Source organism: Roseateles puraquae, assembly GCF_002205845.1.
GTDB lineage: Bacteria > Pseudomonadota > Gammaproteobacteria > Burkholderiales > Burkholderiaceae_C > Pelomonas > Pelomonas puraquae.
This window is the reverse complement of record NZ_NISI01000002.1, coordinates 198,655-213,261: the sequence shown is the minus strand read 5'-3', so window position 1 is coordinate 213,261 and position 14,607 is coordinate 198,655. Positions and strand designations below refer to the sequence as shown.

The window sequence follows — 14,607 nt, the reverse complement described above, 5'->3', positions numbered from 1 at the left end:
GCATGAAATCGATTGATGAGATTCATTTTACAGATCCGCGCGCTACCCAGGAGATTCAGACTCTATTTAAGGGTTCACGACTCATACCTTTCTTCGGCAGCGGATTCACGCGTAACGAGAAGGCATCCAAAGGTCGCGTTCCGGATGCCACGGAGCTCACAAAGGAGATAACAAAGATTGCAAGCTCCAAGCCGGGAATATCAGAGGAGCAGCGACAACAAATCCTCGCGATTAAAGCTCTAAAGAGCGCGTTTTCCTTATTGTCGACGCCAGACTACATATCAACCAAGCAAGCCCAAACGCTCCTTGGAAATATATTCTACAAAGTTGAAATCGCAAGTCATGACAAGCGCGCAATACTTCACTTGGATTGGCCTCACATATTCACCTTCAACATTGACGATGCAATCGAGCGCACCACCAATAAATACGAAAAGCTTCGTCCGAACAAGGTGACTTCCCGAGAGTATATTTCAGCCAATCAATGTCTCTTCAAGATCCATGGGGACATCAAGGATTTTGTCGCCACCGAAGATACCAACCTGATTTTCACTTGGCGCGACTACGCTCACAGCATCGCTAGCAACAAGGCTCTCCTCGGGTTCTTATCCGATCAAGCAAAAACCTCCGCATTTTTGTTCGTCGGGTGCAGCCTGGATGCGGAGTTGGATCTAATCCACCTCACTCGAGATACACCCTTCTCGAAATCGATCTATTTAAAAAAGGGCAAGACCTCAGTGGAGGACAGGCTGAATTTGGCAAACTATGGAATCAGCCGAGTAATATATTTTGACAACTACGATGAGATCTACCATTGGCTGCGCATCACCTTGTCGGGAATTCATCGTGATGCCCCGGTGAGGGAGTTAGCTTTTGACGACGCTGTTCTGCCGCGAGGCACAGCTATCGAATTGATCGCAAACGGCGGCCCCATTTACAGACTTGTCGACCAACGCAGAGTCGCTGTTGCAAGCGAAACGTTTGCCCGTAGAACCGTAATCGACGACGCTCGCCGACTTCTACGAGATAATGACTGCTTGCTCGTCACTGGGCGCCGATTCAGTGGCAAGACTCTATTTCTGTTCCAACTCATGTTGGCTATGCAGGAGTTTGGAGCCAAGTTTTTCGGCTCAAGCGACTCTTACACGCCGCTAATTGGGCGCCAAATTGACAACCTAGAGAATTGCCTTTTCGTCTTCGATTCTAATCATTTAGATTCCGAATCACTGACAGAAGTTCTTGAGTCAAAGCTTGCAGCAAGCAGCCGGCTTGTTCTCTGCGCAAGCGCTGGTGACGCGGAGCGGGTTCGGGCCAAGCTTGGCGAGCGTTCCGTGCCATTCGCTGAGGTTCAGATTTCTAACTATTTGAATCCAACAGAAATCAAGCAGTTCAATCTACAGCTCGCAAAGTCCGGCCTTCCAATAATTAACAATAAAGAAAATCTGATCAACTTTGCCTTTCGATGCCACGAAGAGTTTAAAGGGCAGTTGCCAACATCCACCCTTTTCAATCAACGCTTTAGCGGGGAAACTTATCTTGTTCTAATTTTGCTGGTTGCCTTCGGCAAAGCATCACTTGAGCAAATTGCGTGCGTGTCAGAGAACTTCGATGTTGCTGGTTTTGTCTCCAAGAACGATCGAGTTTTTGAAATAGAAATCACCAAAACCGGCGACCGCGTGCTGGTCTGCAGTGCCACACTTTGGCTGCTCAAGATAATTCATGATTTTGTCAAATCGAACGAATTCGCACACAAGGCTGTCAGCGATGTTATTCGGGGACTTGAACGGCACGGATTCTCAAGCCATGCAAAAGACCTGCTTCGAATTGACAAGATTAATGAAATATCCGGAGGACATCGCTCGCGAGTCTTCATCAAGCGGATCTACGAGGGAATTTCTGATATCTACGCCCTAGAGCCTCACTATTGGCTGCAGCGCGCAAAAGCAGAACTGATGTTTGGCATCAAACTTCAAGAGATAACGGAGGGTGTTGGTCATGCGCGAAAAGTTCGACTCGACACACAAAAGAGGAAGAATCAAACCTATTTCAGCGCCACATTAGTACTCGCACAGTTGTACGCTCGGGCTTACAAGATTTCAGGAGACGAGCGGTACTTAATCGACTTTATCGCGCCATGCGCAGAATCCATTGACAACTACGACAACAATCGTCGCCATGTCGATGAAATTCGAACCGTCGATGACGTAAAAAAGGTAGTCGCGCGCTTAGCAGCAAATCCACCCTCGCAGACGCTACCCTTAAAGTCAGATTTACAGAATATTCTGAACTTCTTCGGGGGCAACTGGGGGAAAACCAATCCTCGACATAATAGAAGAGGGTGAGCGCGGAAACCCAAATATATACCCCGGGAGCACCCTCGTTGGGATTCGCCCCCCTTAACCCATCGCGCTTCATCAAAGATGAATCGAAACACCGGCGGGTCATGCAGGGCCGTAGGGTGGGGTAAACCGCGTGAACCCCAACATATCCCGAAGTTAGCCGCGTTGGGGTTCGCAGGGCTCACCCCAACCTACCGCGCTGCAGTACGCCGAACGGGCCGCGTAGGCCGGCGTGCCCGGCGCGGCCATGGCATTCCTGCAAGAAGGGCCGTATGGCGACGCGATGCTGAACGCCACGGCCCAGCCCGAGCAGCCGGCCGTGCGCGACTGGATGGCGCGCTCGCGCGCCTACGTAAAGCTGGCGGCTGAAAACGGCGAGCTGGCGGCGATCAGCAACATGTCGAACCACTACGACTTCAGCGCGTAGGTTGGGGTGAGAGCAGTGAACCCCAACATTTCCCGACGACGACCGCGTTGGGGTTCGCAGGGCTCACCCCAACCTACCGGCTCACCGATCTGTGGTGCAACGCGCCGTCGCTGCAACTCAGACAGCGGCTGCGTCGACACGCCGCCGACGCCGGTGCCGCGCTAGCGCCGCGCCTTCACGCGGTACATCGCCTGATCCGCCCGCGCCAGCACCGCCTCGGGGTTGTCGTCCTGCGGGCCGAACACGGCCAGGCCGATGCTGGCGGAGGCGTGGTGCAGCAGGCGGCGCTCGGCGCCCGCTGGGCCGGCCCCGCCCGGCTCAGGCAGCCGCAGCTCATACGGCTGGGCCAGGCGCTCACGCAGCTTGGCGGCCACGGCTTCGGCCTGCTGGTGGGCCTCTGCCGCGCTGGCGGGCAGCGGCGTGAGCATCACCACGAACTCGTCACCGCCCAGGCGGGCCACGGAGTCTGAGGCGCGCACGGCGGCCTGCAGGCGCTGGGCCACGGCCACGAGCAGGGCATCGCCGGCGGCGTGGCCGTGGGTGTCGTTCAGGGGCTTGAAGCGGTCGAGGTCGATGAACAACACCGCGCCGTGCAGGCCGCTGCGCGGCGCCTGGTTGACGGCCATGCGCAGGCGGTCGTCGAGCAGGCGGCGGTTGGGCAGGCCGGTGAGCGAGTCCACAAACGCGAGCTGGCGCACCTGGGCTTCAAGCTCCTTGCGCACGGTCACGTCGTTGATGGTGTTGATGGTGGCCGGGCGGCCCTGCCAGTCGATGAGGGCGCCGCCCATCTCGAGCCAGCGCACGCCGCGGGTGCGGGTCTTGACGCGGTATTCGTAGCGCGTGGGGATGGGCACGCCGGCCAGGCGCTTGCGGTGGTTGGAGAACACCAGCTCGTGGTCGTCTTCGTGGATGACTTCCAGGAAGGGCCGGCCCAGCAGGTCGGCCTCGGTCATGCCGACGAAGTCGCACAGGTGGCGGTTGACGAACTGGAAGCACCCGTCCTGCACCACGGCAATGCCTTCGCTGGCGGTCTCGCCCAGCTCCAGGTAGCGGCGCTCGCTGTCTTGGAGGCGGGCCTCCAGGCGGGCGAGGTCGGTGAGGTCACGCGCCAGCACCCAGCGGCCGGCGGGCTGGCCGAGGGCATGGGCCACGGGCTGGGCGCTCAGCGCCACGCGGCGCGGCGGGCCGCCCTGGCATTGCAGCCAGGTGCGGCAGTCGGGCTCGCCCTGGGCCAGCGCATGCGCGAGCGCCTGGCCGGCCTCGGGCGACAGCAGGCGGCTCACGGGCTGGCCAAGCAGCGCGCCGGGGGCCCAGCCAGTCAGGGCCTGCACGCTGCCGGACAGCTGTTGCAGCACGCCGTGTTCGTCTTCACGCCACCAGAGCTCCTGGCTCTGCGCCAGCAGCGCGGCGGGCGGTTGTTCTTGTTGCAGCATGGCCGGGTTGTTGTGGCTCATGGCTCCTCCTCTTCTGCGCGGCGCAGTGTGCCGCAAGACCTGGCCCCGCCCTGCCGAGTGGGCGACAAGGTTGCGCTACAACGCCAACTTCGACACTGCCACCCCGCCCATGGCCCTCCCACCCAGCGCCCCCCGCCTGCCGGCCCACCTGGCGCCCGCACGGCGTGCCCACCGCCTGATCGGCACGCTGGCCGGCCTGGCGCTGACCAGCCTGGCCACCGCCACCACGCTCACCGAGGGCAGCGGCAGCAGCCCTGCGCCGCGGGCCGAGCGCCTCGCTGCGCTGCTGGCGCCCGCCGCCCTGCCCGGCGGCTGCGTGGCCCGCACGCGCGGCGCAGCGGTGGAGCTGCAGCAGGCCTTTGGCTATGCCGACGTGGCGCAGCGCCGGCCCTACACCGTGGACACCTGGCAGCCGGTGGGCTCGGTCAGCAAGACGGTCATCGGCCTGACGCTGGCGCAGCTGGCCGAGCGCGGCGTGGTGGACCTGGACGCCCCCATCGACCGCCACCTGCGCACCCCGCTGCGCCACCCGGCCCACCCGGGCGTGCCGATCACGCTGCGGCAGCTGGCCACGCACACCAGCGGCATCGCCGACAGCGAAGCCGGCTACCAGCAAGCCGCCTACGAACGCGACCGCGGCGACCCGCAGCGCCCGCGCCAGGCCTTGCCCGATTACCTCGACGCCTACCTGCGCCCGGGCGGCCGGCTGTACCAGCGCAGCCACTTCGCGCCGGCCGCGCCGGGGGCGCGCTTTCAGTACAGCAACGTGGGCTCGGCGCTTGCCGCGCAGGTGCTGGCCAACGCGGCCGGGCAGCCGTTCGACGTGCTCTCCACCACGCAGGTGCTGCAGCCGCTGGGCCTGCAGCACACCGGCTGGTTCATGCCCGCCCACCGCGCGGCCGAGCGCGCCACGCTCTACGCGGGCGACCGCCAGCCGCTCGCGCCCTACCTGCTGGCGACCTACCCCGACGGCGGCCTGCGCAGCACCTGCGCCGACCTCACCCGGCTGCTGCAGGCCTGGGCCGGCGCGCTGGACGGCCAGGCCCCCGCGCCCCTCACCGCCACGGCCCTGCGCGCCGCGCTGGCGCCGCAGTTCGCGCCCGGCCGCACGCCGCCGGGGCTGAACGCCCGCGAGCCCAACCAGGGCCTGTTCTTCGCGCTGCGCAAGGACGGCAGCGTGGGCCACACCGGCAGCGACGACGGCGTGACGGTCTTTCTCTTCCTGGACCCGGCCACGCGCGTGGGGCGGCTGTTCATGACCAACATCGACATCAGCGCCGACCCCGCTCTGCCCCCGCGGGCCGCAGCGCTGTGGCAGGCGCTGGGCAACTGAGCCGCGCCGCTTCGTTTCTCGTGGACACTCGCGGCCCCGCCAGCTCACCCATGCCGCGCCCATGCCCCGCCACCTCAGCATCGCCGCCAAGCTCCTGTCCCTGAAGGAACGCTTCAAGATCCGCGAGGAGCGGGGCGACGACGAACCGCGCGAGCTGTACGACTGCACCTGGCGCTTCGCGTGGTTCCGCGAGGTGTGGGTGCTGACGGCCGCGGACGGCAGCGAGACCGAGATGCGCCGCCGTCTGCTGAGCTGGGTGCCGCGCTGGGACATCCGCTCGCCGCGCGGCACGTTCACGCTGAGCCAGCGGGTGTTCACACTGCGACGCACGCTGGTGGTGGAGAGCGGGCCGTTCAGCGGCGCCACCTTCACCGGCAACTTCATCGACATGTCGTTCAAGCTGGAGCACCAGGGCCAGGTGCTTGCCACGGCCGAGGGCAAGTGGCTGACGCTGCGCAACCGCCACGGGGTGCAGCTGCTCAGCGACGACCCCGCCGTGGAGGTGCTGGTGGCGGTGCTGATGGCCCGGCTGATGATCGACCAGGCGCGCGAGTCACAAAGCTCGGCCACGGGCGCGGGCGACTGAGCGCCAGGCCCTCATCCTCATCCCAGACAGGGCCGGACACGGCTGAACACGGCCAATCACGGCCGCACGGCTGGGTCTTGGCCAGGTGGCCCTGCAAGGCCCGCGGCACCGCGCCACCATGCAGGCCTCGCCCGCTTGCGCTCACCCCGTCGCCGCCCGCCATGCTCGCCGCACTCGCCCTGCTGACCACCGCGCTGCTGTTCGGCGGCATGACGCTGTATGCCTTCGGCTTTGCGGCGGTGTTGTTCAAGACCCTGCCCATGCCCTCGGCGCGGGCGGTGCTGCGCGGGGCCTTTCCGTGGTTCTACCTGTTCGTCATCGGCACGGCAGCATTGGCCGCAGCGCTGTGGTGGCCGCTGCACCCGGGCCGGGCCGCCGTGCTGGCGGCGGTGGCGCTGAGCACGGTGCCGGTGCGGCAGCTGCTGATGCCGGCCATCAACCGCGCCACCGATGCCGGCGACCGGCGCCGCTTTGCCTGGCTGCACGGGTTGTCGGTGGGGGTGACGCTGGCGCACATCGCGGCCTGCGGCTGGCTGCTGGCGGGCCTGGCCTGAGGCGCTGCCCGTGGCCGTGCCCGAGCCCGTCGTCTGCCCGCTGTGCGAGCGGCCCATCCCGCCCGCGCAGCGCGACGCCCATCACCTCGTGCCCAAGAGCCGCGGCGGGCGGCACACCGAGTACCTGCACCGGGTCTGCCACCGGCAGATCCATGCGCTGCTGACCGAGACCGAACTCGCCCGCCAGTACGCCACCGTCGAGGCGCTGCTGACGCACCCCGAGATCCGCCGCTTCGTGGACTGGGTGCGCACCAAGCCCGATGACTTCTTCGTGGCCACGCGCAAGAGTGCGCGGGTAAGGCGGCGCTGAGCGCCCGCCGGGGCCTGTGTCGCCCGCATCGGCGACACAGCGCCCGGAAACTCGATTCGAGGGGTTCTCCAGACCGGCCGCCCCGTGCAGCATCAGCAGTACTTCTGGAGGACCGCCATGACCAAGCTGCTGTTGACCGCGTCTCTTGCCCTTGCGGGCTTGCAAGCCCAGGCTGACACGCTGGACTTCTCCAACGCGGCGCCCGCACCCAGCATCTGTGCAGCGGCCGCCAACGGCGTGGGGGCCCTGACGGGCTGCAGCGATGGCAGTTGGATCAACCAGAGCTATGGCGACATTGCCGGCGTGCTCGACGTGCAGTACAGCCAGCCGCTGGCCGCCAGCGCCACCTCGCTGCGGTGGTGGTCTACCAACTACAACAACCTGTACGGCGTGCTCTGGGCCGACGGCGGCGACAACCCCGCGTCTTACGCCCGCGTGGACCTCGTGCCACTGGCCGGCCACAGCATCACGCTGACCAGCCTGGACCTGGGCGCCTACTCGCTGACCACCCGCGGCACCGACCTCAAGGTGTTCGACCTGGGCAGCAACGCCGAGCTCTACAGCTTTGTCGGCCCCGTAGGCAACGGCAGCATCAGCGCCAACACCTTCAACCTCGGCCTGACCTCCACGGCCGGCCTGCGCATCGAATGGCGCAACTCGGCCTACAACGTGGGCCTGGACAACGTCGTGTTCCTGACCTCCGCCGTGCCCGAGCCGGCCAACGCTGCCCTCGCGCTGGCCGGCCTGGCCGTGCTGGGCGCTGCGGCAGCACGCCGCCGCGCTGGCTGACAACTGCGCCGGCCCCGCCCTCAGCGCACGCAGACGCTGCTGTCCACGGCCGAGCCGTCCCACAGCCGCTTGAGGTTGTTGTACTTGGCCGTGGACACGGTGGTCCAGTCGTCGAGCACGATGCCGCCGGTGTCGCCCGAGTTGGGGTTCCACGACCAGTAGAAGAAGTTGCGCACGCCCTTGCATTTGAGCCAGTCGACGAACTTGGTCTGCCAGAGCGCGTCCTTGCCCTCGAACTTGCCGCCGAACTCGCCGAGGATCACCGCGTTGCGCGGCATGAAGCGGCCGAGCTGGTTCTGCCAGATGGCGGGCATGTTGTTCGGGAAGCCGGTGCCATCGGCGAAGTAGGCCATGCTGAACACCGACGGGCCGTAGATGTGCGGCGACAGCACCAGCTTGGACGCCGGGATGCGCGTGGTGTCGATGGGATAGCAGGCGTGCGGCTCGATGTTGCCGCCCCACCAGTGGCCTTCGGGCGACTCGCAGCGGCCGCCGTTGTCAGACACGCCCTCCACGAACACCAGCAGGTTGGGGTTGGCCGCGTTGACGGCCGAGCCGGCCAGCTCGGCCGCGAGCTTCCAGTCGTTGGCGAGGTTGCCGGTGCCCCAGTAGGCGCCACTGCCACCGTCGCTGTGCGGCTCGTTCTTCAGGTCCAGCCCGATCACGTTGGGCACGTTGCGGTAGCGCTGGGCCACGAACTTGAGGTCGGCCACCCATTGGTCGAGCGAGTAGTTGGTGGTCTGCGGCGTGGTGGAGATGACGCTGCAGTCGCCGGAGCGGTGGTGGTCCAGCAGCACATACATGCCGCGGCTGGCGAACTCGGCCACGATGCGGTCCAGCGCCTGCAGTGGCGTCTTGCCGGTGAGGTCGGTGTTGAGGCTGGTGTTGATGGCCGTGGGCACGCCGGTGGCGCTGAGCGTGCGCGAGCAAAACGGCAGGCGCACTGCGTTGAAGCCCAGGCTCTTCATCTGCGCAATCATGTCTTTGTAGTTGCGCTGCCAGAGGCCGTGGGCGATGAGGTCGGGTGTCTCGAAACCGAACCAGTTCACGCCGCGGATGGACGTGGTGGCGCCCTGGCTGTCGACGACGCGGTTGCCGTCCACGATGCTGAAGGGCGGCTTGAACTCGCCGTTGGCCGGCACGGCGAGGTCACCAGCGGGTGCAGGCGCCGGCGTGGGAGCGGGCGTGGGGGCCGGTGTCGGGGCTGGCGTTGGCGCGGGGGTAGGCGCGGGAGTAGGCGCGGGGGTCGGTGCCGGTGAAGGCGCTGGCGAGGGCGCCGGCGGCGGCGTGACGGTGCCGGCATTGATGCGGAAGGACGACACCGCCGGCGCGGTGCCATTGCCGCAGAAGCCCACCTCGAAACGCTGGCCCGGCGCGGCCGGCGAGTTCCAGCTGACGCCGGTGACGGTGAAGCTGCTGCCGCTTTGCTTGAACTGACCGTTCCAGGTGCCGGTGACCTGGCCCTGGGGCAGGTCGAACTGCAGCGTCCAGGCGCCGCTGGGCTGGCTGGCGTCGTTGTAGACATTGACGTGGCTGCAGAAGCCGCCTTGCCAGACGTCCTGCTTGATGTTGAGCGTCAGCGCAGCGTGCGCCGAACCGGCGCTGGCGAGGCAGGCCGCTGCCACGAGCAGCAGGCGCGGGCGGGGGCAGGAGTGCTTGGACTTCATGGTGTCGACGCCTTGCGTAGGAGACGCACGCCGCACCACGCCCGGTCACCTGAGATGACCCTTCACGAGGGAACGCTGCGAGCCTGCATCAGTGGGGATTGAGAGCAGGCGCGACTCTAGGAACGAGGGTCGGTAAGGGTCCTGGGCAACATGTAACAGCGCCGATGGCAACGTTGTCGGCGCGCCGTCACGCAGGGCTGTGACTTCGGGCTACCGCCTGTTGCATTTCGCGTGATCCGCGCCACGCCTGCGGCCACCGTGGGGCTGCTCGTGCCGCGGGCGAGGCACGATGGGCAACCCTGGCATGCTTCGCCCCCCATCGCCGCTGACCCCGCCTGTGCCCGTGCCGCCTCGACGACGCCCCGCCTCCCCCCTCACCCTGGCCTGCCTTGCGCTGCTGGGCGGCGCCACGCCCGGCCTCGCCTCGGCCCAGGCCACGGCCCCGACACAGCGGCTGGAGACGGTCGTGGTCTCCGCCACGCGCAGCGAGGCGGCCGCGCTCGCGGTGCCGGCCGCCGTCACCCGCATCGACGGTGACGCGCTGCGCGCCGGCCGCGCGCAGGTGAACCTCTCCGAAAGCCTGGGCGAGGTGCCCGGCCTGCTGGCCCGCGACCGGCAGAACTACGCACAGGACGTGCAGATCTCGGTGCGCGGCTTCGGGGCGCGGGCGAGCTTTGGCATCCGCGGGGTGCGGGTCTATGTGGACGACATCCCGGCGACGCTGCCCGACGGCCAGGGCCAGGTCACGCACATGGAGCTGGGCAGCGCAGGCCGGGTGGAGGTGCTGCGCGGGCCGTTCTCCGCGCTGTATGGCAATGCCTCGGGCGGCGTCATCAGCCTCTACACCGAAGAGCCGGCCCGCCCACCGCGCGTGAGCACCAGCGTGGCGGTGGGCAGCGACGGCCTGCGCCGCGTGGCCGCCACCGCCAGCGGCACGGCCGGCGGCCTGGGCTACACGCTGGGCGCCAGCCGCTTCACGACCGACGGCTACCGCGAGCACAGCGCCGCCGACCGGCGGCTGGCCAATGCCCGGCTGGCCTGGCAGCTCGGTGAGCGCACACGGCTCACGCTGGTGGCCAACTCGCTGGACCTGCCCGAAGCGCAGGACCCACTCGGCTTGAGCCGCACGCAATGGGCCGCCAACCCGCGCGGCGTGGACCCGGCCGCCCTCAGCTTTGACACCCGCAAGACCCTGCAGCAGACCCAGGGCGGCCTGGTGCTGGAGCACGGCATCGATGCGGCCCACAGCCTGCGTGTGATGGTCTACCAGGGCCACCGCGCCACGACGCAGTTCCAGGCGATTCCGGTGGCGACCCAGGCCAACGCGCTGCACCCCGGCGGCGTGATCGACCTCGCCCGCGACTACGAAGGCGCCGACCTGCGCTGGCGCTGGCAGCAGCCGGGCTTCACGCTGGTGGCCGGCATCGCGGCCGACGGCCTGCGCGAGCGGCGCCTGGGCTACCAGAACTTCGTCGGCAGCGCGCTGGGCGTGCAAGGCGCGCTGCGCCGCGACGAAACCAACCGCGTGAACAGCGCCGACCCCTATCTGCAGGCCGAATGGCGCCCGTCGGCCCACTGGCTGGTCACCGCCGGCCTGCGCCGCAGCCGCGTGAGCTTCAGCTCGACCGACGCCTACATCACCGCCACCAACCCCGACGACAGCGGCCGCGCGCGCTACGCCGCCACGTCGCCCGTGCTGGGCGTCAGCCATGCGCTGGCGCCGGGGCTGCGCGTCTACGCGACCGCCGGGCGCGGCTTCGAGACGCCCACGCTCAATGAACTGGCCTACCGCCCCAGCGGCGCCACGGGCCTGAACTTCGCGCTGCAGTCGGCCACCAGCCGCAGTCTCGAAGTCGGGCTCAAGGCCCAGCTGCCTGGCAGCGGCGAGGCGACGCTCGCGGTCTTCGACACCCGCACGGCGCGCGAGATCGTCACGCAGACCAACCTCGGCGGCCGGGCCACCTTCCAGAACGCCGGCGCCACGCAGCGCCGCGGGCTGGAGGCCTCGGCCCGCTGGCCACTCGCGCCCACGCTGCAGGCCCTGCTCAGCGCCACGTGGCTGGACGCCCGCTACCGCGACGGCTTCCTGACCTGCACCGCCACGCCCTGCGCCACCGCGGCCAGCGCGGTGGCAGCCGGCAACCGCCTGCCCGGCCTGGCCCGCAGCGCCGGCTATGCCGCGCTGCAGTGGCAGCCCGCCGTCGGTTGGCAACTCGGGCTGGAGGGCCGCGCGCTGAGCCGCGTGTGGGTCAACGACCTGAACACCGACGCCGCCGCCGGCCACGCCACCCTGGCCGCCACCGCCGGCTACACGCTCACCCGCGGCGCCTGGACGCTGGAGACCCTGCTGCGCGTGGACAACCTCACCGACCGCCGCTATGCGGGTTCCGTCATCGTCAACGACGGCAACGGGCGCTTCTTCGAGCCGGCGCCGGGCCGCACCTGGCTGGCCAGCGCCAGCCTGAGCCACCGGTTCTGAACGACCGCGACGGGCAGGAACTGCATGTCCGGTCCCGGCGAGCCGGCTGGGCCAAGGGCGAGTGCAATGAGGCATCTTCACTCGCACACCGGCCATGAAATCCTTGCCGCTTCGCCTCGCCGTCCGAGGCATCCCGACCGCCCACGCCCAGGCCCTGCGCCAAGGCGGCCCCGACGCCAACGGCCAGCTGCCGCTGCGCGCCGTGGCCCAGGGGCCCGGCAACCCCTGCCGCCACTGCCTGCAGCTCATCCGCGAGGGTGACGAGAAGCTGGTGCTGGCCTACCGGCCCTTCGACCATGCGCAGCCTTACGCCGAGACCGGGCCGATCTTTCTGCATGCCGCTGACTGCCCGCGTTATGACGCCGAAGCGCTGCCTGCCTGGTTCGCGCATCTGTCGCCCGCCCTGGTGCGCGGCTACAACGCGGCGGACTGGATCGTCTACGAAACCGGCCAGGTGCTGGACGGGCCGGCGCTCGATGCCACCTGCCGCACCCTGCTGGCCCGCGAGGATGTGGCGTATGTGCACATCCGCTCCAAGTTCAACTGCTTCCAGGCCCGCGTGGAGCGGGGCCTCGCCCCTCAGGGCGGCGCGTAGCCTGCCGCCGCCATGGCCGCGGTGGTCAGCGACTGCGACCGCTGCAGGGCCTGCGGCACCGTCTGCTGGCCGCTGACGACCTTGGCCAGTTCGACCGCCACCTGGCTGCCGATGGCCGGGAACTCGGGGATGCCGACGTACTGGATGCCGGGGTATTGATGCTGGGGTGCACGGGCCTGGACCGAGGCGCCGTCCAGGGCTGCCCGCACCGCGGCATGAAAGGGGGCGACGCGTCGGTACTCCTCGCTGTCGTAGGTGGACTTGCGCGTGCCGGGTGGCACCGCAACCCAGCCGTAGCGCCGTGCCACGCTGCGGATGTAGCCGCGCGAGGTGGCCCAGGTGATGAAGTCCTGGGCCACGCTTCGCTGGCTGGACGACTGCGGCACCGCCAGCGACCAGCTCCACAGCCAGGCCGCGCCCCGGTCCGTCACGGCCCGCGGTGCCGCGGTCACGGCCACCTGTTGGGCGACCTGCGAGCGCTTGGGGTCGTACAGCGTGCCGGCGGCCACGCTCGCATCCACCCACATCGCGCAGCGCCCCAGCGCGAACAGGCGCAGGTTCTCGTTGAAGCCGTTCTGCGTGGGCGCGGGCGGCCCGTAGCGGCCCAGCAGCTGCGCATACATCGTGACGGCGTTGTGCCAAGGTGGGGAAGTCAGCTCGGCGCGCCAGCGTTCGTCAAACCAGCGGCCCCCGTAGGCATTGGCCATGGTGGTGATCAGGGCCAGGTTCTCGCCCCAGCCGGGGCGGCCGCGCAGGCAGATGCCGTACACGCCGGCCTCGGGCCGGTGCAGCCGGGCCGCGGCGGTGGCGATGTCATCCCAGGTGGGCTGCGCGGGCAGGGTGAGCCCGGCGGCGCGAAAGAGGTCGGTGCGGTAGTAGGTGAGCGAACTCTCGGCGTAGAAGGGCAGCGCGAACAGCTGGCCCGCGTGCGTCAGCCCGGCGCGCACGCCGGGAAAGAGATCGTCCAGCTCATAGGCCGCCGGCAGCGGCCCGAAAGGCTCAAGCCAGCCCCGCTGCGCCCACAGCGGCACCTCGTACGCGCCGAGGGTGATGACGTCGAACTGGCCGTCGGCGATCGCCAGGTCGCTCAGCAGCCGCGTGCGCAAGGTGCCCTCGTCCATCACACGCCAGTGCAGCTTGACCCGGGGGTGCGCGGTCTCGAACTCCCTGGCCAATTGGCGCATGACCAGCATGTCGCTGTTGTTGACGGTGCCGATCACCAGCCGCTGCTCACCGGGCGCCACCGCCGGCGCCGGCTGCAGGCCGTGGCGCGCCTGGATGCGTGCCAGGCCTTGCCCCTGGCGCAGTTGCTTGAGCCCGGCATTGAAGGCGGCGAGCTGGGCACGCCCCTGCGGCGTGCGGGTGTTGAAGATCACGCGAAACGGTCGTGACTGAAACACCTCGGGCACGAAGGCGAGCTTGCCGATGAGGTGGGGGCGTCGCCCGGTGATGAGATCGGCGGCGGTGTATTTGTCGATGAGCAGCAGTGACACCCGGTCGCGTTCGAGCTTGTCGAGGTTCTGCAGGTCATCGGCCGCGGTGTCGGCGGGCTCCGGGCCCTCGCCCGCCTCCCCTGCCGCACCGCGCACCACGCCCACGCGCATACCGGCCTGGCGCAGTGCGGCCAGGGCGCTTGCGAGGGAGGCGCCTGGCGTCGCCAGGCCGGGCGGCAGGGCGGTGCTGGTCTTCTTGAGCAGGCCGACGGTGTCGCCGGGGAAGGCGTCGGAAGCACCCAGCCCCTGCTCGGGCGCGGCGTCGGCCTCGGTGGCGGGCAGCAGCCCATCGACCTCGCCACGACGCAGCAGCGCCAGGCCGCGGGCCGCCGGGTAGAACTGCAGGCGCACCGTGTAGCCCTGGCTGCGCAGCGCCTCGGTCACCAACTCGGCCACGTAGCCGCCGCCCGGCAAGGCCTCGCCCAGGTAAGGCACGCGCTCGGTGGCGGCCAAGGTCACGTTCAGGGGCTCGGTGGCGAGCGCCCCGGGAGCCGCGAGCACGGCCCAGGCCATCCCCACCCATGCGCGCCACAGCCGGGCGTGCCGCCCCCCTGTCTCCATCTTGTGCATGCCCATGGCGC

At 68.0% G+C, this 14,607-nt stretch carries 12 protein-coding genes; 9 read left to right on the top strand and 3 right to left on the bottom strand.

What is annotated here, in order from left to right; all coding sequences use genetic code 11:
• The first annotated feature begins 2 nt into the window (after positions 1 to 2).
• A complete protein-coding gene (avs5, locus tag CDO81_RS08045) occupies positions 3 to 2,342 on the top strand; it encodes an AVAST type 5 anti-phage protein Avs5 (protein ID WP_088482664.1) in 2,340 nt (779 codons plus the stop codon).
• A gap of 244 nt (positions 2,343 to 2,586) precedes the next feature.
• Entirely contained in the window at positions 2,587 to 2,766 is a 180-nt protein-coding gene (locus CDO81_RS27510) for a hypothetical protein (RefSeq protein WP_144397166.1), read from the top strand.
• Between the two features lie 161 nt (positions 2,767 to 2,927).
• Here the strand turns inward: CDO81_RS27510 and CDO81_RS08040 are convergent, their stop codons facing one another.
• A complete protein-coding gene (locus CDO81_RS08040; protein ID WP_088482663.1) occupies positions 2,928 to 4,220 on the bottom strand; it encodes a diguanylate cyclase domain-containing protein in 1,293 nt (430 codons plus the stop codon).
• 109 nt (positions 4,221 to 4,329) lie between these two features.
• Between CDO81_RS08040 and CDO81_RS08035 the strand changes: the two genes are divergently transcribed.
• The 5 genes from CDO81_RS08035 to CDO81_RS08015 all read left to right on the top strand — a co-directional run bounded on the left by CDO81_RS08035 (position 4,330) and on the right by CDO81_RS08015 (position 7,792).
• On the top strand, positions 4,330 to 5,553 hold the full coding sequence (locus tag CDO81_RS08035; RefSeq protein WP_158218191.1) for a serine hydrolase domain-containing protein: 1,224 nt from the start codon (positions 4,330 to 4,332) through the stop codon (positions 5,551 to 5,553).
• Positions 5,554 to 5,614: 61 nt separating this feature from the next.
• Positions 5,615 to 6,139 carry an LURP-one-related/scramblase family protein gene (locus tag CDO81_RS08030; protein WP_088482662.1) on the top strand — a complete coding sequence of 175 codons (525 nt, stop codon included), beginning with the start codon at positions 5,615 to 5,617 and terminating at the stop codon, positions 6,137 to 6,139.
• Positions 6,140 to 6,300: 161 nt separating this feature from the next.
• Positions 6,301 to 6,693: a DUF4149 domain-containing protein gene (locus CDO81_RS08025; protein ID WP_088482661.1), complete on the top strand. Its 393-nt coding sequence runs from the start codon at positions 6,301 to 6,303 to the stop codon at positions 6,691 to 6,693.
• A gap of 10 nt (positions 6,694 to 6,703) precedes the next feature.
• Positions 6,704 to 7,003 (top strand): HNH endonuclease, encoded by a 300-nt coding sequence (locus CDO81_RS08020; protein ID WP_338139999.1) that lies wholly within the window; start codon positions 6,704 to 6,706, stop codon positions 7,001 to 7,003.
• 117 nt (positions 7,004 to 7,120) lie between these two features.
• Positions 7,121 to 7,792: a PEP-CTERM sorting domain-containing protein gene (locus tag CDO81_RS08015; RefSeq protein WP_088482659.1), complete on the top strand. Its 672-nt coding sequence runs from the start codon at positions 7,121 to 7,123 to the stop codon at positions 7,790 to 7,792.
• 20 nt (positions 7,793 to 7,812) lie between these two features.
• Here the strand turns inward: CDO81_RS08015 and CDO81_RS08010 are convergent, their stop codons facing one another.
• Positions 7,813 to 9,459 carry a cellulase family glycosylhydrolase gene (locus tag CDO81_RS08010; protein WP_088482658.1) on the bottom strand — a complete coding sequence of 549 codons (1,647 nt, stop codon included), beginning with the start codon at positions 9,457 to 9,459 and terminating at the stop codon, positions 7,813 to 7,815.
• A 343-nt stretch (positions 9,460 to 9,802) separates the two neighbouring features.
• Between CDO81_RS08010 and CDO81_RS08005 the strand changes: the two genes are divergently transcribed.
• Positions 9,803 to 11,938, top strand: coding sequence for a TonB-dependent receptor family protein (locus tag CDO81_RS08005; RefSeq protein ID WP_241516919.1), 2,136 nt, complete (start codon positions 9,803 to 9,805; stop codon positions 11,936 to 11,938).
• Positions 11,939 to 12,032: 94 nt separating this feature from the next.
• Complete coding sequence (locus CDO81_RS08000; protein ID WP_088482657.1) at positions 12,033 to 12,533, top strand: DUF1203 domain-containing protein; 501 nt, start codon at positions 12,033 to 12,035, stop codon at positions 12,531 to 12,533.
• Here the strand turns inward: CDO81_RS08000 and CDO81_RS07995 are convergent.
• On the bottom strand, positions 12,518 to 14,602 hold the full coding sequence (locus CDO81_RS07995; RefSeq protein ID WP_241516918.1) for an extracellular solute-binding protein: 2,085 nt from the start codon (positions 14,600 to 14,602) through the stop codon (positions 12,518 to 12,520). The two genes, CDO81_RS08000 and CDO81_RS07995, sit on opposite strands and share 16 nt — an antisense overlap.
• Between the last annotated feature and the right edge of the window lie 5 nt (positions 14,603 to 14,607).